Source organism: Paraburkholderia dilworthii, assembly GCF_000472525.1.
In the GTDB taxonomy this organism is placed as follows: Bacteria; Pseudomonadota; Gammaproteobacteria; order Burkholderiales; family Burkholderiaceae; genus Paraburkholderia; species Paraburkholderia dilworthii.
Genome location: NZ_AWZT01000019.1, coordinates 77885 through 97371 on the forward strand (window position 1 = coordinate 77885; position 19487 = coordinate 97371).

A 19487-nucleotide genomic window follows, 5' to 3' on the forward strand; every position below is an offset into this window, starting at 1 on the left:
GAGGCAGGTTATGACGATTCTCGGCATTGAACAGATTATCTACGGCGTGACGGATCTCGCTACCTGTCGCCGCTTCTTCGCGGACTGGGGCTTGAAGGAAGTCGCGCACGACCAAACACACGCGCGCTTCGAGACGCTGAACGGCTGCACGATTCTCGCCGTGGATGCAAGCGACCCGTCGCTGCCGCCCGCGTTCGAAGAAGGCCCAACGCTGCGTGAAGTGACGTGGGGCGTCGCGACGAAAGCGGAGCTCGACGAATTGCGCGGACGCTTCGCCGGTCAACCGGGCCATTTTGAAACCGATGAGGCCGTCGGCTGCATCGACCCGAACGGCATGGCGATTCGCGTGGAAGTGACCCGCAAGCGCGCGATCGAGATCCACGGCTCGCCGTCGAACGTGTGGGGCCAAACGTTGCGGGTCGATCAGCCTTCGCCGATCTATGAACGTGCGGAGCCGGTTGAAGTAGGCCACGTCGTGTTCTTCACGAATAAGCTCGCCGAACAGGAAAAGTTCTATCAGGAACTGCTCGGCTTCGAAATGTCGGACCGTTATCCGGGCCGCGGCGCGTTCATGCGCTGTGCGCCGCACGGCGGTCATCACGACATTTTTCTGCTGGCGTTGCCTAACGGTAAGCGTGGTTTGAATCACGTCGCATTCACCGTGCGCGACATCCACGAAGTGTTCGGCGGCGGCATGCATATCAGCCGCTGTGGCTGGGATACGCAGCTTGGGCCGGGGCGTCATCCGGTCTCGTCGGCGTACTTCTGGTACTTCCAGAACCCTGCGGGCGGACTAATCGAGTACTACGCCGACGAAGATCAACTCACGCCCGAATGGCAGCCGCGCGATTTCGAACCGGGCCCGACCGTGTTCGCCGAATGGGCGATCGACGGCGGTATCGACGGCAATACGCGTCGTCAGAAAAACGCGAAGGCGCCGGAAGGCAAGTTCATGACGGAGCGCAAAAATGACTGACGCTGCTACCGCCAAGGCGCAAGCCGCGCATGCCGAGCTCGAAGCGCCGCGCACGATTGTCGTGATCGGCGGCGGCCAGGCGGCCGGCTGGGTCGTGAAGACGTTGCGCAAGGAAGGCTTCGACGGACGCCTCGTGATGATCGCCGACGAAGTGCATTTGCCGTACGAGCGCCCGCCGCTTTCAAAGGCCGTGCTTGCGGGCGAGGCGAATATCGACACAGTGCGTCTCGTCAAGCCCGACGATTTCGACGCGCTGAACATCGAAGCGTGGCAGCCGGACTGCGCAACATCGATCGATCGCGAGCAGCGCATTGTGCGCACGCAATCAGGCCGCGAAGTGCAATACGACCGCCTTGTGATCGCGACGGGCGGCGCGGCGCGACGCCTGCCGGAATCGCTGGTGAATACATCGCACATCGCCTATCTGCGCACACTCGACGAAGCCGTTGCGCTTGGTGAACGGTTGCGTGCAAGCAAGCGCGTGCTGGTGGTAGGCGGCGGCTGGATCGGTCTGGAAGTCGCCGCGACGGCGCGCAAGCTCGGTGTCGATGCAACCGTGGTGGAAGGCGCGCCGCGTCTATGCGCGCGCTCGTTGCCGCCGCTGGTGTCGGACTTTCTTCTGCAACTGCATCGCGCGAATGGGGTGGATGTGCGCTTGAGCGCTGCGCTCACGAAGCTCGAAGATCATCCGAACGACGTGAACCGCATCCGCGCGACTTTCGCCGACGGCTCGACGCTCGACGCCGATTTTGCAGTTGCCGGCATCGGCCTGACGCCGCACACGGCCTTGGCCGAAGCAGCGGGCGTGAAAGTGCAGGACGGCATCGTGGTCGATCATTTCGGCGCGACCGACGACCCGCGCATTTTCGCGTGCGGCGACGTGGCCAATCATCCGAGCGCGTGGCTCAAGCGACGGGTGCGGCTCGAATCGTGGGCCAATGCGCAGAACCAGGCGATTGCCGCGGCCAAAGCGCTGCTGGGCACTTTCGAACCGTACGCGGATATTCCGTGGTTCTGGTCCGATCAGTACGACGTGAATCTGCAGATTCTCGGCGACATTCCCGCCGATGCACAGCTTGCTGTACGCGGCGATTTGCCGGGTAAGCGCGCGACGCTTTTCCACCTGGAAGACGGCACGATTCGCGGCGTGATCGCCATCAACACTCCACGCGAGCTGAAGCTTTCGCGCAAGTGGATGAACCAAGGCCGGACCATCGACCTTGCCACACTGACCGACGCCTCAACGGCGCTTGCCTAACCACATCTACGGACGGCACAACGGCATGAGAACCATCGACAACACAATTGCGGAGCGCAGCGGCGCGGGCGTCTCCGGGCCGGTGACCAGAGGCTCGATCATCGCGCGACTCGAGCGGCTGCCCAAAAATGCAATGCAGGTGCGCGCGCGTATTCTGATCGGTCTCGCAACGTTCTTCGACGGCTTCGACGTGATCGCGATCGCGGCCACGTTGCCGGTGCTGATCGCGAAGTGGCATCTGACGCCGTGGGAAATCGGCTTTTTGATCGGCTCGGGCTCGGTCGGCCAACTGATCGGTGCGTTCGTGTTTCCGTGGTACGCCGAACGTCAAGGGCGCGTGCGCGCGATTGCGCTGAGCTCGGGGATTATCGGCATTACGAGTATCGCGTGCGGTTTTGCACCGACCTTTGCGGCGTTTGTCGTTCTGCGCGTGATTCAGGGTCTCGGACTCGGCGGCGAGTTGCCGGTTGCGGCGACTTACATCAACGAAATTAGCCGTGCGCATGGACGCGGGCGTTTCGTGCTGTTGTATGAGATCGTTTTTCCGGTCGGGCTGCTTGCTTCGAATGCGTTGGGCGCCTGGATCGTGCCGCGTTTTGGCTGGCAGGCGATGTATTTTATCGGCGGCATGCCGTTGATTCTGTTCTTCGTGCTGCGCAAGCTCGTGCCGGAATCGCCGCGTTGGCTCGCCGAACGCGAACGCATGGCCGATGCCGATGCCGCTGTGCATGCGTTCGAACGTGCCGCGAAAGGTCCGCTGCCGCCGGTCACGCATTCGGCCGAATTCGAGGCAATGGCAAATCGCCATCCGAAGCGCCGCATGGGCGATCTGTTCGGTCCGGCGTACCTGAAGCGCACGTTGGCCGTCGCGATGCTGTGGATCACGTGCGGCTTCATTCAGTATGGTCTCTCGACGTGGCTGCCGACAATCTATCGCACGATTTATCATGCGCCGCTGCAACTTGCTTTGAATCTCGCGGTGGCCGCTTCTGTGCTGGGCGTGGTGGGATCGTTGACGTGCGCGTTGCTCGTCGACAAGGTGGGGCGCAAGCCGATCATTAACCTGTCGTTCGTTGCCTGCGCCGTTTCACTGCTGCTGGCAGGTGTGTTCCACGATTCGTCGGTGTATGTGGTGGCGACGTTCTGCGCGTTGTCGCTCGGCTTTCTCGCCTGCGGCTTTATCACGGCTTATGTGTATACGCCGGAGTTGTACCCGACCAGCATCCGCGCGATGGGCTGCGGTGTCGGCGGCGCGTGGCTCAAGGTGGCGGCGATTTTCGCACCAGCTATTGTGTCGAAGACGATGATCGGAGGGAATTTGCAGGTGGCGTTTTATATCCTTGCGACTGTGCCGTTTCTGGCGGCGGTGGCGGTGCATTTTCTCGGTATTGAAACCAAGGGTAAGGTGCTCGAGCAGTTGGAAGCTTGAAGATGAGTTTCGGTGGGCGGTGATGTAGGACCGCAATGGCCGGGACGAAAGGCGCACCGGGTGGTGCGCCTTTTGTTTGGGGCGGCGTAGAAAAGCGAATCGATATCGCGACTCAAAATGCGTCGGAAAGGCCCCACAGGCGGCAGGCGAAGTACTACTTAAATAGAGGCCGGTCTGATAGATATCCGTCTTACGCTTAGGTATCGTTTAGCCCTTTGGTAACGCTACTTAATACAAGTAATAAGGATATCGATGATAAGTCTTCCAGGGGACGGACCCGCTCGTTTTTATGTCGCTGCCCGGCATGGTCGGGGGCGGGTGCGGCGAATTGTGAGCGCGGGTGCAGTGGTATGTATGGCGATTCTGCCGATGACGGCGCATGCCGACGACATTACGTACGGCTATGACGCGATAGGCCGTCTCACGTCGGTTTCGGTCGCGGGCGCAACTGCCTATTACGACTACGACGCAGTGGGCAACATATCGGCGATCCGCAGACAGATGGCGGTGTCCTCAACGTCTTCCGGTGCACTGAATTCTTCTGCGTTGGCAAATACAGAAGTGACTTCTTCATCCGTTGCTTTGGCGCAAACCTCGCGCTAGTCAGGCAATTCGCCTTCTTCCTCAGGAAATCCATGCAAGTCACCGATGCCATTGCAGGGCGTCGGGCGCTAATGCGTGCTTTCGTCCTGTTCTTCTTTGTTCTTTTGTCGGGCTTGGTGTCACCGCATGCCCATGCCGCAATAGATTGCGACCCAAAGTACGCCAATTCCGGCGCTTATCCCGCTGATCCGCAATGCCCGTTGAACGCCGCGTCCGCCGATTTTGGCGGTATGGGTGGTTACGCGTGCGGAGATACTTCAGTAATTGCCGCTTACTGTAGCGGCCCGACTACCGGTACAACGTCCGAGCCGTCCTCGCCGGACGGAACTGCGGCGGCCGACGGCGACGGTACTGACGACGCTGACGATCAATCCGGCGGAGCCGACGGTTCAGGCGGATCCGCAGACCGGACAACTCCCCAAGGATACTGCGTTGGAATACTACAAGATCTATCTTTTGGAAACCGGGCAATGCGGGTGACAGCTCAGGATTTGTAAGGTGATGAAGTTATGCCCGGTTGCATTCTTTGTGGATTTGGTGCGGACTTTGAGGTGGACAGCTTCTTGGTGTCCTCGCCGTGGTCGGGCGTAGCCGAAACATTTCGGCGAGGAGCAACCGGGAACGCATATCGCCCAACTCGGGAGTACTCGTCGCTACAGATCGCCGTGTCTCCCATTGACGAAGATCTTCTCGAGCCCCAAGTCGATGCGACGCTTGCTTTCTTGCGAACCTATGACGCCGAGGTGAGGCGTCTGGTCACGTTTCCAGGGGTGGACGCGGTAGAGTTTCGCATCGGCCTCTTCTGGTTGCCCGATACGGCTATTTACCCGATTTCTCTCACGCCATCGTTTCTAAAGGCAGTTGGCGACGTCGGCGCGAGCGTTGACATATATGTTTATGCAAGCGACGGTGAAAGCGAGGTTTAGCGTTGCCAGTGTCAAAGGCAAAGCTGCGAGCTCACGGACGACCCGCAGTGAGCGACAACGCGGCGAACCGGTTGAGCCGTAGGGCGAGGCATGGAGTAGTGGCATGACATAAAGGGCCGCGCGAGCGGCCCTTTTCGATTTAAAGCGGTGTAGTGATGAGTCGCTGGTTCTCGGCGGTGTTGCGCGCACGCTCTTAATTTTCGAAACCAGCGCCCCGAACCCACCCTCCGCAAAGTCTCTTCCTGCAAAAGTGCGCGGTCATTGCATATGAAAGCGCAGACGTGCTGGTTGCTGACTGGGGCACGATTTTTGGATGGTCGCGGCGCATCCGCTGACGGGGCGCGTATCTTTTGATCGGGTGTCTGCCACGATTCCGTCGCCCAACGTCCCTCACCCCCGCCTCACACCTGCTTCCGATAAACCACAAACCCCGACTTATCCGCCACCGCGTCATACAACCGCATCGCTGTGTGATTCGTTTCGTGCGTTTGCCAATACACACGTTGCGACCCGTCTTCTTTCGCGCGCGCATACACCGCTTCGATCAACGCGCGGCCCACGCCCTTGCCGCGCTCCGCTTCCAGCGTGTACAAGTCTTGCAAATAACAGATCGGCCCCGCCAGCGTCGTATGACGATGATAAAGAAAATGTACGAGACCGACCAACTCGCCATCACGTTCGGCGACCATCGCATGCATCGGTTCATAGCAATCGAAAAAACGGCCCCACGTGAGATGCGTAATGTCACGCGGCAATGCGGTTTCGCCAGAGCGGCCATAGAACGCGTTGTACGCGTCCCATAGCGGCAACCAGGCATCGAAATCCTGGCGTGTGACAGGGCGGATCTGAATGGTGTCGGACATGCGCGGCTCCTTGTTATGTCGATAAGCGAGCCATCGCATAGCGCCCCGTATTGTCGTCGTATCCGTGGACACATCGAAGCAGGCGCCGGCTCGCAAACCGCCAGCATAAGAAAATCAGGCCGCTATTGTTAGCTCCACCGTACGACGCGAATTTGGAACCACGCACCGTAGCGAACACGAACAGGCGTTAATACGACCGCTGCTTGATCCCCCAACGCTCATCCTGCCAGGTAACGATCCACACATTTCGATGCTGCGTAATGATCGACCCGTCTGCGCGATTGCGCGAATACACGACACGCAGATGCACTTTGCGCGGACTCACCAGCACGACATGCTTCTCCTGATAGGCGGTGTGGTGCCAACCGCTATCGCGCGTGAGGTGTCGAAGAAATGCGCGGGCAGCTGGCCCGGCCGTTCCCAGATCACCAGTTGCTCGCCTGAAAGAATCACATGCGGAAAGTGCAGATGCGCATCCATGCCATTCAGGTCGCGTGCGTTGAAGCATGCGGTGAAACCGTCGATGCAGGCCAAAGCGGCGCGCGTCATCTCCGGTTCGTCGATGTCGTCATGCGGGATGAAAAGCGCATTGGCGTCCGTCATCGCGCTCTCACACCGTCTCGGCTCTGAGCCAATGCACGAGCACGGCGTCATCGTCGGTTTCGAGCGCATGCGCGACTCGCAGCCCCACGGCCGCGCCGAACTGGTAGCCGTGCCCGGAACAGGCGGACACGACGAGCGTCTTGCCGATGCGCTTCGAAAACAATCGCTGATCCGTTGTGCACGTGTGCGCGCAGGCTTTGACGTCGGTGACCGTATATTCGTCGATGCGGCTAAACGGCGGCGCAAAGAGTTGTCGCAAACGGTCGCCTTCGCCCGGCGCCGCAACGGCGCCGGTTTCGACATCCGGCACGCGTGTTTTCAGTGCGCCCGCGCCGAACTTCAGACCCGTACCGTCGAGTGGCGGCATTACATAGCCATCGCATGAACCGCCAATATCGACGATGGCCGGCGCATTCGACCACGCATTCTCCAGATCCGCGGGCGGCGTCACATAAGCAGCGACGCCGCGGTAAATCGCGAGCTTGTCGGCGAGCGGGGGAAAGAGCCGCAGCGTCCACGCACCGGCCGTCACGACGAGCCGGTCGGCGCGTACGATGGTGCCGTCCTCGATATGCACGTGCGCCGTCTCCGGATCGATCGAAACCGCCTTGGTGTACATGCGGATGTCGACGCCGCGCATTCTCAGCCACGCCTTCAGGTCGTGTGCGATCCGCTCGCTGAAGAGCGCGCCTCCTTCACGATCGAGATACGCGCAGCGAAACGTGGCGGCGTCGAGAAACGGATAACGTTCGGCGGCTTCCCGCGGAGCGAGCCGTTCATATTCGAAGCCCGCATGGTCAAGGCCGATACGAAACTGCTCGGCGCCATCGCCCGCGAATTGTGAAATGCCGAGCGCGCCGCAATTCGCATAGTGAGACACGCCGAGATCGTCCCACAGCATGTCCCAACTATCGAACGCTTCGGCGATGGCCTGCGCATAGCCGTCGGCACTGCCATACGCGCCGCGAATCATGCGATGCCGGTCGCCTGACGCCGCAAACGGACCCGGGATCGAGCCCTGTTCGATCAGCGTGACGTCATGCCCCAGCTTGGTGAGCGACCATGCCGTAGTCAGTCCGGCGATTCCCGCGCCAACGATTGCCACCCGCATACCCATTCCCCGGTCGGTTGAACGGGGTTCAGTCTAGCGCGGGAAAATAATCGGTGCGTCGTGTGTATCGGCGCTCAATCAGCCGACGAATGGCATGTCATCGAGCAGCGGCTGTCTGCGCCCGCCGCAATGTTCAGTGCTTGCGATGCGCTGCGTCGCGCAGCTTATTGCGCACTTTCTTCGCGGCAAAGAGCGGCACATAGTCGAACACGCGCGCGTCGTGGCGATAGTCGGCCAAGGTGTCGGCATACATCTTGGAAACGGTCTCGGGCGGCGTATCGGTTTCCTCTGCAATGCTTCTCACCACTTCGTCGACATTGGGTTCGGGTTGCGACATCGGATCTCTCCACGTAAGCAGCGGTTGGCGCGCGAGTGCAGCCAGACACAGGGTTTTTATTAGAGGATGCGATCCCCGCCGATGCCAATTGAATCCGTCTATCGCGTGTTGTGCGCCACAGAGATTTTTTTCTTGCAGAGCCAATTTCGCCGGCTTAGCACCGACGCGCTGAATATAGCGGCTTGAAATAAATAGAAATACGGCATTCAGCGAGTTGTGGAATAAAACGGCACACTCAACGGTTTTTGTCCCTTGATGGCGCACTGCTGGGCACTGCCCATTACAAACTCTTTGCAACGACCCCTCGCAGACTGCACCGCTTATGAACATGCACGCCGAACCTTTGACCGACCAGACCGACGAGACCGGCACGCCGGTGCCCTCGCGCTACACGCGCACGGCCATCATGCTGCACTGGCTCATCGCTTTACTGATGATCGGCAACGTCGTGCTCGGTTTGAGTGCCGACTCTTTGCCGGACGACTGGGTGCGCACAGTGATCGACACGCATAAATCCATCGGCATTACGGTGCTCGGTCTTGCGCTGATGCGCATCTTGTGGCGTGTGTCGCACAAGCCGCCGCCGCTGCCGCGCGAGTTTCCGTCGTGGGAGAAAGTTGCCGCGCGTGTAGGCCACTTTCTGCTGTATGTGCTGATGATCGGGCTGCCGCTTTCCGGCTGGCTGCACGACTCCGCATGGAAGGACGCGGCCACGCATCCGATGCGTCTGTTCGATCTGTTTGCGTGGCCGCGCATCGGCTATGTGATGAACCTCGACCCCGCATTGAAGGAAACGCTGCACGACCGCTTCGGCGCGCTGCACACGTGGCTCGGCTACGCGCTGTATGCGTTGCTTGCCATGCATATCGGCGGCGCGCTGAAGCACCAGTGGATCGATCGCAAGTCGGTTCTTACGCGCATGGTGCCGTGAACACCGCTACCGCTTCGCTCAGTTTCTAAACCGCAGCAACGACTGGCCCGCTAGTGACTTTGAAACAGAATCTGGAACAGGCGTTCGCGCTTGCATCGCCTCGTCTCGTACCGCGCGGTACGACGCTTTCGAGCACGTTGATCCATGCAGGCGTCGTCGCCGTATGGCTGCTGCTGTTCGCGCGTGCATTCTTTCTGCAAGGCGTGGTTGCGTGGTCCACGGGTATCGCCTACGTGATCTACGACACGGTGCTGCTTGCGTTCGTCACCTGGAAAACGTTGCCGCTCATGCGCCGTACCCCGCCGCTCGAGCCCGAATACGATCAGCGCAGCTTGCCGGACATGGGCGTGATCGTCGCGTCGCATAACGAAGCGGCCGTGCTGCCGGTGACGATCGCGGCGCTGCTGCGGCAGGTCCACGGTCCGGCGCAAATCGTGATTGCCGACGACGGCTCCACCGATCACACGCACGCGCTGCTCACCGAACGCTTCGGCCTCGTCGCGCCCGCCGAGGGCACGTTGAGCGCGCCGAGTTCGCTTTATCCCAATCTCTTCTGGCTGCGCATGCCACACGGCGGCAAGGCGCGCGCGCTGAACGCCGCGATCACGGTGATGACAACGGACACCGTAATGACCGTCGACGCCGATACCCTTCTCGACGACGACGCCACTTACGCAATGCGCGCCGCCTTCGCAAGCGACCCCAAGCTCGTGGCCGCAGCGGGCATTCTCGTGCCCGTTTGCGGCAAGTCGGCATCGGGCCGCGTGCTGCAATGGTTCCAGACCTACGAGTACATGCGCAATTTCATCGCACGCTTCGCGTGGATGCGCGCAGACAGTCTGCTGCTCGTCTCGGGCGCGTTCGCTTCGTTCAGGCGCGAGGCGCTGCTGGACGTCGGCGGCTTCGATCCGCAGTGTCTCGTCGAAGACTATGAGTTGATACACCGGCTGCGCCGCCATTCCGTCGATCACGGCCTCGGCTGGGACGTGCGCGTAGTCGGTGACGCGCATGCGCACACCGACGCGCCAGACAATGTCGGCAGCTTCCTGCGCCAACGCCGCCGCTGGTTCGCTGGCTTTTTGCAAACGCAGTACTGGAATCGCGACATGACGGGCAATCCGCGCTATGGCGCGCTCGGCATGCTGATGCTGCCGGTGAAGGCGCTCGACACCATGCAGCCTATCTACGGCCTGACCGCGTTCGGATTGCTGCTCGCGTTCGTGTTCGGCGGGCACGGCGCAATCGTCGTGTCGATCTTCGGTGTGATCGGCCTGAAGACGGCGATCGACCTCGCGTTTTACCTCTGGAGCATCCATCTTTACCGACGCTGGACCGGCAAGCGCAGCGGCTCCAGCATGGGCATGGCGATGCTGGCGGCCATCGCGGAGCCGTTCACTTTCCAGCTGCTTCGGCATCTTGGCGCGGCGCTCGGCTGGCTGCACTTTTTACGCGGCGGCCGTTCGTGGGGCGTGCAACGCCGCACGGGGCTCGTGGCCCGCGACGAGGCTTAGCGGCGCGATGTTATGACCCCGCCGGACCCATGCCGTCCCCGGTTCGAGTAGACTGACGACGATAACGGCCGCGCGATGCGGCCGCCTACTCTATCCGCACGTGCACGGAGGCTCCACACTATGCATGCTGTTCCCCCGCTCGAACAAAACACCGTCGAGGCGTCCTTAACGCATACGGCATCGCCCCTGGCCGCTCCTATCCAAGGCCAGGCCGCCAATGACGCGCCGGTCCGGGACTTGCGCCGCGTCGGCATTCATCCCGACTACTGGTATCCGCTCGCGTGGTCGCATGAAGTGAAGCGTGGCAAGACGCATGGGGTGACGTTCGCGGGCGATCCGATCGTGCTCGCGCGCACCGAGTCGGGCAAGGTGTTTGCGCTCGAAGACCGCTGCGCGCATCGCCAGGTGCCGTTGCACCAAGGGGTGGTCGATGGCGAGTCGATTCGTTGCGGCTACCACGGTTGGACCTACGATTGCTCGGGCAAATGCATCGATGTGCCGTACCTCGGGCGCGAGCGTTTGCCGAACGGCGTGCGCTCGTATCCGTGCCGCGAGGTGGAAGGGCTGATCTTCGTGTTTCCCGGCGATCCGGCAATGGCCGAGGTTCGACCGCTACCCACGCTCGGCTCCGTGTCCGACAAAAAGTACAAGACGCGGCGCTTCGGGCGTCCGGTGAATTGCCACTACTCGTTCATGCACGAGAACCTGATGGACATGAACCATCAGTTTCTGCATCGCCGGCAAATGGGGCAGATGCGCGCACGTTCGCTCGGGCGGCGTCGCGGCGAAGGTTGGGTCGAGGTCGACTACACGTTTGCACGCATGGCCGGACAGCAGCCGATCGGCGAAGCGATCGTGTTCGGCCAGAGCCGCAAGACGGGCGGCGACAACGACAAGGACGTGATGACGATCCGCACCGAGTATCCGTATCAGACGCTGCAAATTCGCACGTCGGAGCAGACGCTCGTGATGGATCTGTGGATCGTTTATGTGCCGCTGGATCGCGAGCAGCGCACCAACCGCACTTTCGGGCTCTTGTCGATTCGCAAGCCGGGCATTCCCGGCGCGCTGAATCTCGCGTGGCCGCTGCTGGTGTGGTTCACCGAGCGCATCTTCAAGGAAGACCGCGAGATTGTAGAAGCCGAGCAGCGCGCGCACGATTCGCAGGGCGCCGACTGGAACCATGAGGTGTTTCCGGTCATCAACGAACTGCGCGCGCTGCTGCGCGAAAGCGGTGCGCCGGATCAGGTGGTCGGTGCCGGAACGGGCGACACGAAAATCGTCCGCTTCTGGGACTCACGCAGCGGCAGCCCGCTGGCGAAAACCTGAGCGACGGGCGACGGGCGACGAGCGGCGGGCGGTTTTTCCGCCTCGCCGCGAATTAATTCATCTCCATCCCGTAGATAATCCGGCGCGGTCCACCGGCGATAATGGCGTCTGAGTGTCAACTGACACGCGCGGGTTGGCGCAAATCGGCATGCGCCGCACCGCGACCCGTGTACTATTTCGCTTTTTTGACTTTTGAAGACCGCTCCGTGACCACGCAACAACTCCCCGCCGCATCGCGCAAATCCCTCACTTTGCTTCAATTTCTCGGCCTCATTGGCGGCGCCGCGCTGATCGTTCACATTGTGCTGAATCTGCTGGTGTAGTCGTGCCATGTACAAGAAGGGCGTAGCGGTAGAAATCCAGTTTTCCCCGGAACGGCTCAACGACCGCGCAGGCGATCCCTACTGGATCGACTTGACGCAAGATGAAGCGCAGCTTCTGCTGGCAAGCCTCCAGGCGCGCCTCGCGGCCAGGAGCGCGAGCACGGACGCGCCGCTCGTCATCAGCCTGGACGAGACACCGGCCGCGCAGCAGCACAGCGCGCCGGATTCACCCGCCGCGAACGCCGCTTCGGCCGACGACTTCAAGCAATGGGTCTGCGTGATCTGCGGCTGGATCTACGACGAAGCCGCCGGTTTGCCCGAGGAGGGCATCGCACCGGGCACGCGCTGGGCCGACATTCCCACCGACTGGCGTTGCCCGCTGTGCGACGTGGGCAAGGAAGATTTCGCGCTGGTGGAGTTCTAGGCGTCGGGATAATCGGCGCGCAGCGTGGTTGCTTCCCACGCATCGAAATCGCCGCGCATGAAGTCGAGTTTCTTGCGCGCCAGTTCCAGCGCGGTTTTGCCGAGCAGCAAACGCAGCGGCGGGCGCTCGGCTAGCGCTGCGTCGATAATCGCTTGCGCCGCGCGCACAGGGTCGCCCGCCTGCTTGCCGCTGCGCGCCTCTGTCTGCTTGCGCCGCTCGCCGGCGGTGGCCGCGTAGTCGTCGATAACGGTGGCCGATTGCTTGATCGACGGCCCCGCCCAGTTGGTGCGGAACGGACCGGGTTCTACGATCAGCACGTCGATGCCGAGCGGCTTGATCTCGGTCGCGAGAGATTCGGAGAGGCCCTCCACCGCGTATTTCGTGGCATGGTAATAACCGGTCGCTGCAAAACTCGCGAGGCCGCCAATCGACGATACGTTGACGATCAGACCGCTGCGCTGTTCGCGCATGATCGGCAACACCGCCTTCGTGATGTCGACGAGACCGAACACATTGGTCTCGAACATCGCCCGCACTTCTTCATCTTCGCCTTCTTCGATCGCGGCCAGGTAGCCATAACCTGCGTTGTTCACGAGCGTGTCGATGCGGCCAAAGCGCTGCACGGCCTGAGCGACGACGTCTGTGATTTGCGCGCGGTTCGTGACATCGAGCGGCAGAACGAGCGCCCGCTCGCCGTGCGGCTCGGCAATGTCTTTCACTTTGGATACATCACGTGCGGTCACAACGGCGCGCCAGCCGCGCTCAAGCACCAGTTTGGCGAGTTCGCGGCCAAAGCCCGTCGAACAACCGGTGATCAGCCAGACGGGATTGTCTCGATTCATCATGTGGGAAAGCTCCTGTTGATGGTCTGCGACATTGCCTCGCGCCTTTCCTTTCTTTTGACTAACGCCTCGAATGTTGTTTGCGCCGGGCAGGGGCCTTCAATTGTAGTCGCAGCGCGGCGGCCTCGCTTTGCAGCGCATCGTTTCAACGGGCTCTTACTGTGCGCGTGTACGAAGCGATCATTGTGGCGAGTTCTTGCGCGGCGGGCGTGAGCGGAATGGCCGCGCGTTGCAACAGGCAGACGGTCTGCTCGATCGCGCGCTCCCGAACGTCAATGACGGTGAGCGCGTTCGCAAACGGCCCTTGCTTCGCGACAATCGACGACTCCAGCGACAGGCAATCCGTTGCGCCGACGAGGTGCAAGGTCTCGTACAAACCCTCCACGGTCGCGACGATGTTCGGCGGCGGCAAGCCGTGACTTTCGAACAGATGATTCAGGCGATTGACTTGCGGATCGTCGGTAAGATTCGGCGAGCGCGTCGCGATCCACGCGCACCCAGCGAGTTCCGCGAGTGTTCGCGCGCCGGCTTTCGGATGACCTTTGCGACAGACGATAACCGGCTCAGACGGATAAAGCGGCACGACCGAAAGATCGGCGGTATCGGTATGTCTGGACACCAGTGCCACCGCGAAATCCAGCGTGCCTTCACGAATCCACGAAATCATCATGCGCGAGGTGCCGGTGCGGAGATGCAGCGCGACCCGCGTAAAGCGCGCGCGGAACTCCATCAACACAGGCGCCAATGCATCGACCAGCGGCTCGGTGGTCATGCCGAACGTGACCTCGCCCGCGTAATCGCCGCGCAGTTGCTGCACTTCCTGCTCGGCGCGTTCGCATTCGCCGATGATCGCGCCGGCCCGCTGCAACAAGCGCTGGCCGAGCGCGGTCAGCGCAATGCCGCGATTCGTGCGGATGAAGAGCGTGGCGCCCAGCATCGATTCGAGATTCTGCAATTGCTGCGTGATGCCGCTCTGCGCGACGCCCAAGGCGCGCGAAGCTGCGCGCAGGCTGCCATGTTCGGCTACTGCCTTGAAGGCTCGCAGTTGGGAGATCGTCAACGCCATGAGAGCGTCCGTGTAGTGGTCCGCAGCGCGGCCCGCCCGGCGCGCCGCGCCGGTGATCGGCAAAGGTGATCATGATAGTCGGAACGGGACTTCTATGGGGCGCGGCAGCGGCATACGATGGCCTTGCCATGATCCGTCCACATCGAGAACTCCCGCTCGCATGAAACTTCCGCTGATGATCCTATGCGCCGCGCTGACTTTCAGCAGCAGCGCGTTTGCCGCTGAAACCAGCACACTGCGCCTCGGCATCGACCCGAGCTATCCGCCGATGGACTCCAAAGCGCCAGACGGCAGCCTCAAAGGATTCGACGTCGATCTCGGCAACGAAATTTGCCGCCGTATTCACGCGCGTTGCCAATGGGTCGAGCTCGAATTTTCGGGGATGATCCCGGCGCTTCAGGCGCGCAAGATCGACGCGATTCTTTCCTCGATGGCGATCACGCAAAAGCGCGAGCAGCAAATCCTGTTCTCGTCGAAGCTTTTTCAATTCAAATCGCGGCTGATCGCGCGGCAAGGCTCGCCGCTCGCCGCAGGCCTGCAAGCGCTCTCCGGCAAACAGATCGGCGTGCAATCGGGCACGCAGTTCGAAGGCTATGCGCTCAAGAATTGGGCGCCGCTCGGCGCGCATGTCGTCGCGTACAAGAGCCAGGACGAAGTATTCGCCGACTTGCGGAACGGACGCCTCGACGGCGCGCTGCTCGGTTCGGTGGAAGCGGATTTCGGCTTCTTGCGCACTTCGGCCGGCAAGGGTTTTGCGTTTGTCGGCGAACCGCTTTCGATGGGCGATCGCGGCACGGGCATTGGCTTGCGCAAGGACGAGACGGCGGTACAGGCGTCGATCAACGCCGCGATTGCTTCGATGTTGAAAGACGGCACGTACGCGCAGATCGCAAAGAAGTACTTCGACTTCGACCCGTACGGCAACTGATGCTCGCGCGTCTTGCTCTTTAACCGAAAGCTTCAATCTCATGAACAGGCAATCGCATCCGCTTCTTTCGCCGGCTATCGGCACGCACCGCGAACTGGTGTCGTTTCACTTCGGCACGTCTGGCAGCGGGGAAAAAATCTATATCCAGTCGTCGCTGCATGCCGACGAAACGCCGGCAATGTTGACGACGGTTCTGTTGAAGCGACGTCTCGTCGAACTCGAGCAGCAGGGCGCACTGAATGCCGAGATCGTGCTCGTGCCGGTAGCGAACCCGGTCGGACTCGGGCAACACATACTCGGCCAGTTTCTCGGGCGCTTCGATCTCGCGAGCGGCAAGAACTTTAACCGGCATTTCCTGCAGTTTCCCAAGCTCATTGCGCGGGCTCACGAAGCGCTAGGTTCCGACGCGGGGGAAAACGTGCGCATCGTTCGGCGGTTGGTTGCTGAAGCACTGACCGCGCAAAAGCCCTTGACCGAGTTCGAGTCCTTGCAATTGGCAATGCTCAAGCTCTCGTTCGATGCGGATGTCGTGATCGACCTGCATTGCTCGCTTGAAGCCGCAATGCATCTGTACACGAGCGAGGCGGCGTGGCCGCAATTCGAACCGTTCGCGCGCTATCTTGGCGCGCAGGCTTCGCTGCTCGCGACGAACTCCGGCGGCGAGGCGTTTGACGAAACGCACAGCCTGTTGTGGTGGCAATTGCAGCAACACATGCCTGCCGGCAAACCGGTGCCGAACGGCGCCATTGCCGTGACGGTGGAATGCCGCGGTCAGCGCGATGTTTCGTACGAAGCGGCACAGCAGGATGCCGATGCGATCGTCGATTATCTCGTGTGGCGAAAAGCGATTCGACTGGAGGCGAAACCGCTGCCGCCGCTATTGACGCCTGCTACGCCGCTTGCGGGCAGTGAGCAGTTCTATGCGCCGGTGAGCGGCATTCTGATTCATCGCGCGAACATTGGCGACACGATTCGTGAGGGGCAGCCGCTGTTCGATATCGTCGATCCATTGACCGACGAAACGACTACGCTCACGAGTCACACCGAAGGCGTGCTTTATATGCGTCGCGCAATCCGCTTCGTGACGGCGGGCGCGCCGTTGGGACGTGTGACGGGAGCGCGGCCGTTCAGAACGGGAGTGTTGTTAGGGGCGTGATTGTCGCCCGCATGCGACGGGGCTCTAGCAAGACGCGCCCGCAAACACGCCGACACAATGTGCCGACAGCGCGCGCGTCCAGCCGAAGCCTGAACGCCGTCCGCGTTAGTTCGCCATCAGCACCGGCGCAACCGCAGCCGGATCGCTGATACTCGGCCGGCCATTCTCGACGTGGCCCGCAACGCGGCGCAAGAAGCTTGCGTCGTCGTTACTGGTCACCGTCAAGTCGTACCAGTGATGGCTCGACGCCAGCACCCACGCCTCTTCGATATGCGCGCCGGCTGGCACTAGCACCGGACGCGCGCGCGCACCATACGCGTTATCCGTCACCGTCAAACGCGCGGCGTTGCCGCCGTTGTTGCTGAACTTGAGGAACACGTTGCCATTGGCGACATCGTATTGCACCTTCACTTCTGGCTGCGCGGGTTTGTCATTGTGATGACCGCCGGCATGCGATGCCTGTATCGCCGCTTGCGCGGTTACCGCTACGTTGCCCGCGAATTTGCGTACGAAACCGTTGGGCCCGAAGACTTCGAACGCATAGGCGCCGTTAGTCGCCGTCAGATCAAACGACTCGCTGAGCGACTTGCCCGCCTCGACGGTGTAGCGCCACGGACCGTCCGTGCGGTTAGTCGAGTACACATAGAAGTGCGCGCCCTGATCGCCGGTGTTGCCGATCGAAAGTTCGAAAGTGTTGTTCTTCGCGTGCGCCTGACCGTTCACGTGCAATTCGTACGGCAGTGCTCGCGCGAAGCGGATGCCGCCTTCCTGCGGATCGATGGCACCCGGTGTTGCGGGCACGGTCGGCTTCGGCTGCGTCGCGCACTGGTTGTCGGCGATGCTCTTGTAGTTGCTCGTGTCCGGCAGGGGCGGCACGCGTAAATCCGGCGTGCGGAAATCGAACGCCGTCGTCAGGTCGCCGCACACCGCGCGACGCCATGCAGTGATGTTCGGCTCGTACACGCCAAAGCGCGTTTCGATGAAGCGAATCACCGACGTGTGATCGAACACCTGCGAGCACACGAAACCGCCCTTGCTCCACGGTGAAACGATCGTCATCGGCACGCGCGGGCCGAGGCCGTACGGCAAGCCGTCGGCGGTATAGCTGCCGCCGCGCGCCGGGTTGACCACGTTGTGAATTTCGCCCTCGGTGCTGACCGTCGACTTGCCCTGCGCGGGCGTGGTCGCCGGTTGCGGCGGCACCATGTGATCGAAGAAGCCGTCGTTCTCGTCGTACATGATGAAGAGCACGGTCTTGCTCCACACCTCCGGGTTCGATGTCAACGCGTCGAGAATCTGCGACGTATATTCGGCGCCGTATGCGGGCGTGTATTGCGGATGCTCCGAGTACGCGGCCGGCGGGCACAACCAGGACACTTGCGGCAGCTTGTTCGCCAGCACATCTGCCTTCAGATCGTCGATGGTGCGCACCGTTTGTGCGCGCTCATACAACGGCGAGCCCGGCTGCGCGTTGATGAAGTTGGTGAAGTTCTGCAGGATGTTGGTGCCGTAGTTGCCGTTCAGCGGATCGGCGCCGGTCAGTCCTTGCTGATAGACCTGCCACGAAATGCCCGCGGCTTGCAGGCGCTCGGGGTACGTGGTCCATGAAAGCAGCTGATAGTTCGGCGGGCCGTCGCCATCTACCCAATCGTTGTTGTCGAGCAGCGGGCCGCCGAACTTGCCGGTCGGGTCCACGGTGCCGGTCATCAGATACGAGCGGTTCGGGTGGGTCGGTCCCGGCAGCGAGCAGAAGTAGGCATCGCACACGGTGAACGCATCGGCGAGCGCATAGTGGAATGGAATGTCGCCGCGCAGGTGATAGCCCATCGTCATGTCGGTCTTGGTGGCAGGCCACTGGTCGTAGCGACCGCCGTCAATCGCGGCATGCGTCTTGTACCAGCTGTGATCGAGGTCGCCCACGCATTGCGCGCTCGTCGTCGACGTATCCAGATGGAACGGCAGCACAGGTTTCGTCGGGTCCGCCTTCGACGGTTGATACCAGACTGGCTTGGCGCCCGGCAGCGGAATCGGGAAGCGGTCGTTGTAACCACGCACGCCGCGCAAGTGGCCGAAGTAGTGGTCGAACGAGCGGTTCTCCTGCATGAACACGACAATATGCTCGACGTCGTGAATGCTGCCCGTGCGCGAGAATGCCGGGACGGCCAATGCATTGCGAATCGACTCGGGCAGCGCGGTCAGTGCTGCGGCAGCGCCGGCGGATGAAGCCACGGTCTGCAGGAAACGGCGACGGCTATTTGATGTCATCGAATATCACCTTCTGCGGGGGGAAAGAATAGCGCGCCTCGCGCGCCGGTGGAATCGGTCAGTTGCTGCTTGCGCTGTCGCCTGGTGCGTAATGCATGACGGGCGCGACTTGCTGGCTGTCGGCGGCGAGGCTGGCTTGCATGTTCTGCGTGATCGCATCGGACGCGAGGGCGGGCTCTGCCGCGAGCGTTGACGATTTATTCAGCGTTGCGGCAGCGGGCAAGGTTGCTGAAGATGCGGCGGCAGTCACCGCGCTATTAGCCGCGCTGTTCGCCGTAACGCCCGACGACGAAGACGCATCGGTGGACGCGGAATCATCCGCGCCACAGCCGCTTAGCGCCAAGGTTGCGAGCGCAACGAACAGCGCGCTGGCGAGGCGTTTGTCTCTTCTCATGTCAGCATCCAGTTTTGTGAAAGCGGATGCAGTCTCTAACCCTTTCAAGAAATAATTGTGAAACGTTTGCGAGTGGGAAAAATGACTCGCGGTTGTGAGTTCTTCGAAAGGAATCGGAAAGTGATAAGTAGGAAAATGGACACGTTAGCGCCATTTGCTTGACGCTCAAGCACACCGAAACATGACAACCGCCTTGCACGAGTGCTCACGCA

Annotated in this window: 18 protein-coding genes; 10 read left to right on the forward strand and 8 right to left on the reverse strand. The window is 61.4% G+C overall.

The window, feature by feature from the left end; translation table 11 throughout:
- Window positions 1–10: 10 nt before the first annotated feature.
- The 4 genes from F759_RS0118035 (at window position 11) to F759_RS0118050 (ending at window position 4266) form a co-directional block, all read left to right on the forward strand.
- A complete protein-coding gene (locus F759_RS0118035) occupies window positions 11–976 on the forward strand; it encodes a VOC family protein (protein ID WP_027801118.1) in 966 nt (321 codons plus the stop codon).
- Window positions 969–2234: an NAD(P)/FAD-dependent oxidoreductase gene (locus F759_RS0118040; RefSeq protein ID WP_027801119.1), complete on the forward strand. Its 1266-nt coding sequence runs from the start codon at window positions 969–971 to the stop codon at window positions 2232–2234. Before F759_RS0118035 ends, F759_RS0118040 begins: the two co-directional genes overlap by 8 nt.
- A gap of 25 nt (window positions 2235–2259) precedes the next feature.
- On the forward strand, window positions 2260–3663 hold the full coding sequence (locus tag F759_RS0118045) for an MFS transporter (RefSeq protein ID WP_027801120.1): 1404 nt from the start codon (window positions 2260–2262) through the stop codon (window positions 3661–3663).
- Window positions 3664–4017: 354 nt separating this feature from the next.
- Complete coding sequence (locus F759_RS0118050) at window positions 4018–4266, forward strand: RHS repeat domain-containing protein (protein ID WP_244438856.1); 249 nt, start codon at window positions 4018–4020, stop codon at window positions 4264–4266.
- Window positions 4267–5593: 1327 nt separating this feature from the next.
- On the opposite strand, the gene F759_RS0118060 is transcribed toward F759_RS0118050, so the two are convergent.
- The 4 genes from F759_RS0118060 to F759_RS0118080 all read right to left on the reverse strand — a co-directional run bounded on the left by F759_RS0118060 (window position 5594) and on the right by F759_RS0118080 (window position 8106).
- A complete protein-coding gene (locus F759_RS0118060; protein WP_027801123.1) occupies window positions 5594–6055 on the reverse strand; it encodes a GNAT family N-acetyltransferase in 462 nt (153 codons plus the stop codon).
- A 321-nt stretch (window positions 6056–6376) separates the two neighbouring features.
- Complete coding sequence (locus F759_RS0118070; RefSeq protein WP_027801124.1) at window positions 6377–6658, reverse strand: hypothetical protein; 282 nt, start codon at window positions 6656–6658, stop codon at window positions 6377–6379.
- 7 nt (window positions 6659–6665) lie between these two features.
- Complete coding sequence (locus F759_RS0118075) at window positions 6666–7769, reverse strand: NAD(P)/FAD-dependent oxidoreductase (RefSeq protein WP_027801125.1); 1104 nt, start codon at window positions 7767–7769, stop codon at window positions 6666–6668.
- 133 nt (window positions 7770–7902) lie between these two features.
- Window positions 7903–8106 carry a DUF3562 domain-containing protein gene (locus F759_RS0118080; protein WP_027801126.1) on the reverse strand — a complete coding sequence of 68 codons (204 nt, stop codon included), beginning with the start codon at window positions 8104–8106 and terminating at the stop codon, window positions 7903–7905.
- A 322-nt stretch (window positions 8107–8428) separates the two neighbouring features.
- Here F759_RS0118080 and F759_RS0118085 point away from each other — a divergent pair, with 322 nt between their 5' ends.
- From F759_RS0118085 to F759_RS44125, 4 genes are all read left to right on the forward strand, one after another.
- Window positions 8429–9037, forward strand: coding sequence for a cytochrome b (locus F759_RS0118085; protein WP_027801127.1), 609 nt, complete (start codon window positions 8429–8431; stop codon window positions 9035–9037).
- 59 nt (window positions 9038–9096) lie between these two features.
- Window positions 9097–10548, forward strand: coding sequence for a glycosyltransferase family 2 protein (locus F759_RS0118090; protein ID WP_027801128.1), 1452 nt, complete (start codon window positions 9097–9099; stop codon window positions 10546–10548).
- A 120-nt stretch (window positions 10549–10668) separates the two neighbouring features.
- Window positions 10669–11877 (forward strand): aromatic ring-hydroxylating oxygenase subunit alpha, encoded by a 1209-nt coding sequence (locus F759_RS0118095; RefSeq protein ID WP_027801129.1) that lies wholly within the window; start codon window positions 10669–10671, stop codon window positions 11875–11877.
- 330 nt (window positions 11878–12207) lie between these two features.
- Window positions 12208–12624 carry a rubredoxin gene (locus tag F759_RS44125; RefSeq protein WP_084534283.1) on the forward strand — a complete coding sequence of 139 codons (417 nt, stop codon included), beginning with the start codon at window positions 12208–12210 and terminating at the stop codon, window positions 12622–12624.
- Here the strand turns inward: F759_RS44125 and F759_RS0118110 are convergent.
- Both F759_RS0118110 and F759_RS0118115 read right to left on the reverse strand, forming a co-directional pair.
- Window positions 12621–13469 carry an oxidoreductase gene (locus F759_RS0118110; protein WP_027801132.1) on the reverse strand — a complete coding sequence of 283 codons (849 nt, stop codon included), beginning with the start codon at window positions 13467–13469 and terminating at the stop codon, window positions 12621–12623. The two genes, F759_RS44125 and F759_RS0118110, sit on opposite strands and share 4 nt — an antisense overlap.
- Window positions 13470–13611: 142 nt before the next feature.
- Window positions 13612–14532: a LysR family transcriptional regulator gene (locus tag F759_RS0118115; RefSeq protein WP_027801133.1), complete on the reverse strand. Its 921-nt coding sequence runs from the start codon at window positions 14530–14532 to the stop codon at window positions 13612–13614.
- 160 nt (window positions 14533–14692) lie between these two features.
- Between F759_RS0118115 and F759_RS0118120 the strand changes: the two genes are divergently transcribed.
- Complete coding sequence (locus F759_RS0118120) at window positions 14693–15460, forward strand: transporter substrate-binding domain-containing protein (RefSeq protein WP_027801134.1); 768 nt, start codon at window positions 14693–14695, stop codon at window positions 15458–15460.
- 40 nt (window positions 15461–15500) lie between these two features.
- Window positions 15501–16616 (forward strand): succinylglutamate desuccinylase/aspartoacylase family protein, encoded by a 1116-nt coding sequence (locus F759_RS0118125; protein WP_027801135.1) that lies wholly within the window; start codon window positions 15501–15503, stop codon window positions 16614–16616.
- Between the two features lie 105 nt (window positions 16617–16721).
- On the opposite strand, the gene F759_RS0118130 is transcribed toward F759_RS0118125, so the two are convergent.
- Both F759_RS0118130 and F759_RS0118135 read right to left on the reverse strand, forming a co-directional pair.
- On the reverse strand, window positions 16722–18881 hold the full coding sequence (locus F759_RS0118130; protein ID WP_027801136.1) for a phosphocholine-specific phospholipase C: 2160 nt from the start codon (window positions 18879–18881) through the stop codon (window positions 16722–16724).
- A 58-nt stretch (window positions 18882–18939) separates the two neighbouring features.
- On the reverse strand, window positions 18940–19275 hold the full coding sequence (locus F759_RS0118135) for a hypothetical protein (protein WP_027801137.1): 336 nt from the start codon (window positions 19273–19275) through the stop codon (window positions 18940–18942).
- Window positions 19276–19487: the final 212 nt, after the last annotated feature.

Coding starts and splice junctions, on each gene's coding strand:
- F759_RS0118035 (WP_027801118.1), top strand. CDS start 11: ATGACGATTCTCGGCATTGAACAGATTATCTACGGCGTGACGGATCTC.
- F759_RS0118080 (WP_027801126.1), bottom strand. CDS start 8,106: ATGTCGCAACCCGAACCCAATGTCGACGAAGTGGTGAGAAGCATTGCA.
- F759_RS0118110 (WP_027801132.1), bottom strand. CDS start 13,469: ATGATGAATCGAGACAATCCCGTCTGGCTGATCACCGGTTGTTCGACG.
- F759_RS0118120 (WP_027801134.1), top strand. CDS start 14,693: ATGAAACTTCCGCTGATGATCCTATGCGCCGCGCTGACTTTCAGCAGC.
- F759_RS0118095 (WP_027801129.1), top strand. CDS start 10,669: ATGCATGCTGTTCCCCCGCTCGAACAAAACACCGTCGAGGCGTCCTTA.
- F759_RS0118045 (WP_027801120.1), top strand. CDS start 2,260: ATGAGAACCATCGACAACACAATTGCGGAGCGCAGCGGCGCGGGCGTC.
- F759_RS0118135 (WP_027801137.1), bottom strand. CDS start 19,275: ATGAGAAGAGACAAACGCCTCGCCAGCGCGCTGTTCGTTGCGCTCGCA.
- F759_RS0118050 (WP_244438856.1), top strand. CDS start 4,018: ATGGCGATTCTGCCGATGACGGCGCATGCCGACGACATTACGTACGGC.
- F759_RS0118070 (WP_027801124.1), bottom strand. CDS start 6,658: ATGACGGACGCCAATGCGCTTTTCATCCCGCATGACGACATCGACGAA.
- F759_RS0118085 (WP_027801127.1), top strand. CDS start 8,429: ATGAACATGCACGCCGAACCTTTGACCGACCAGACCGACGAGACCGGC.
- F759_RS0118115 (WP_027801133.1), bottom strand. CDS start 14,532: ATGGCGTTGACGATCTCCCAACTGCGAGCCTTCAAGGCAGTAGCCGAA.
- F759_RS0118040 (WP_027801119.1), top strand. CDS start 969: ATGACTGACGCTGCTACCGCCAAGGCGCAAGCCGCGCATGCCGAGCTC.
- F759_RS0118075 (WP_027801125.1), bottom strand. CDS start 7,769: ATGCGGGTGGCAATCGTTGGCGCGGGAATCGCCGGACTGACTACGGCA.
- F759_RS0118060 (WP_027801123.1), bottom strand. CDS start 6,055: ATGTCCGACACCATTCAGATCCGCCCTGTCACACGCCAGGATTTCGAT.
- F759_RS44125 (WP_084534283.1), top strand. CDS start 12,208: ATGTACAAGAAGGGCGTAGCGGTAGAAATCCAGTTTTCCCCGGAACGG.
- F759_RS0118125 (WP_027801135.1), top strand. CDS start 15,501: ATGAACAGGCAATCGCATCCGCTTCTTTCGCCGGCTATCGGCACGCAC.
- F759_RS0118130 (WP_027801136.1), bottom strand. CDS start 18,881: ATGACATCAAATAGCCGTCGCCGTTTCCTGCAGACCGTGGCTTCATCC.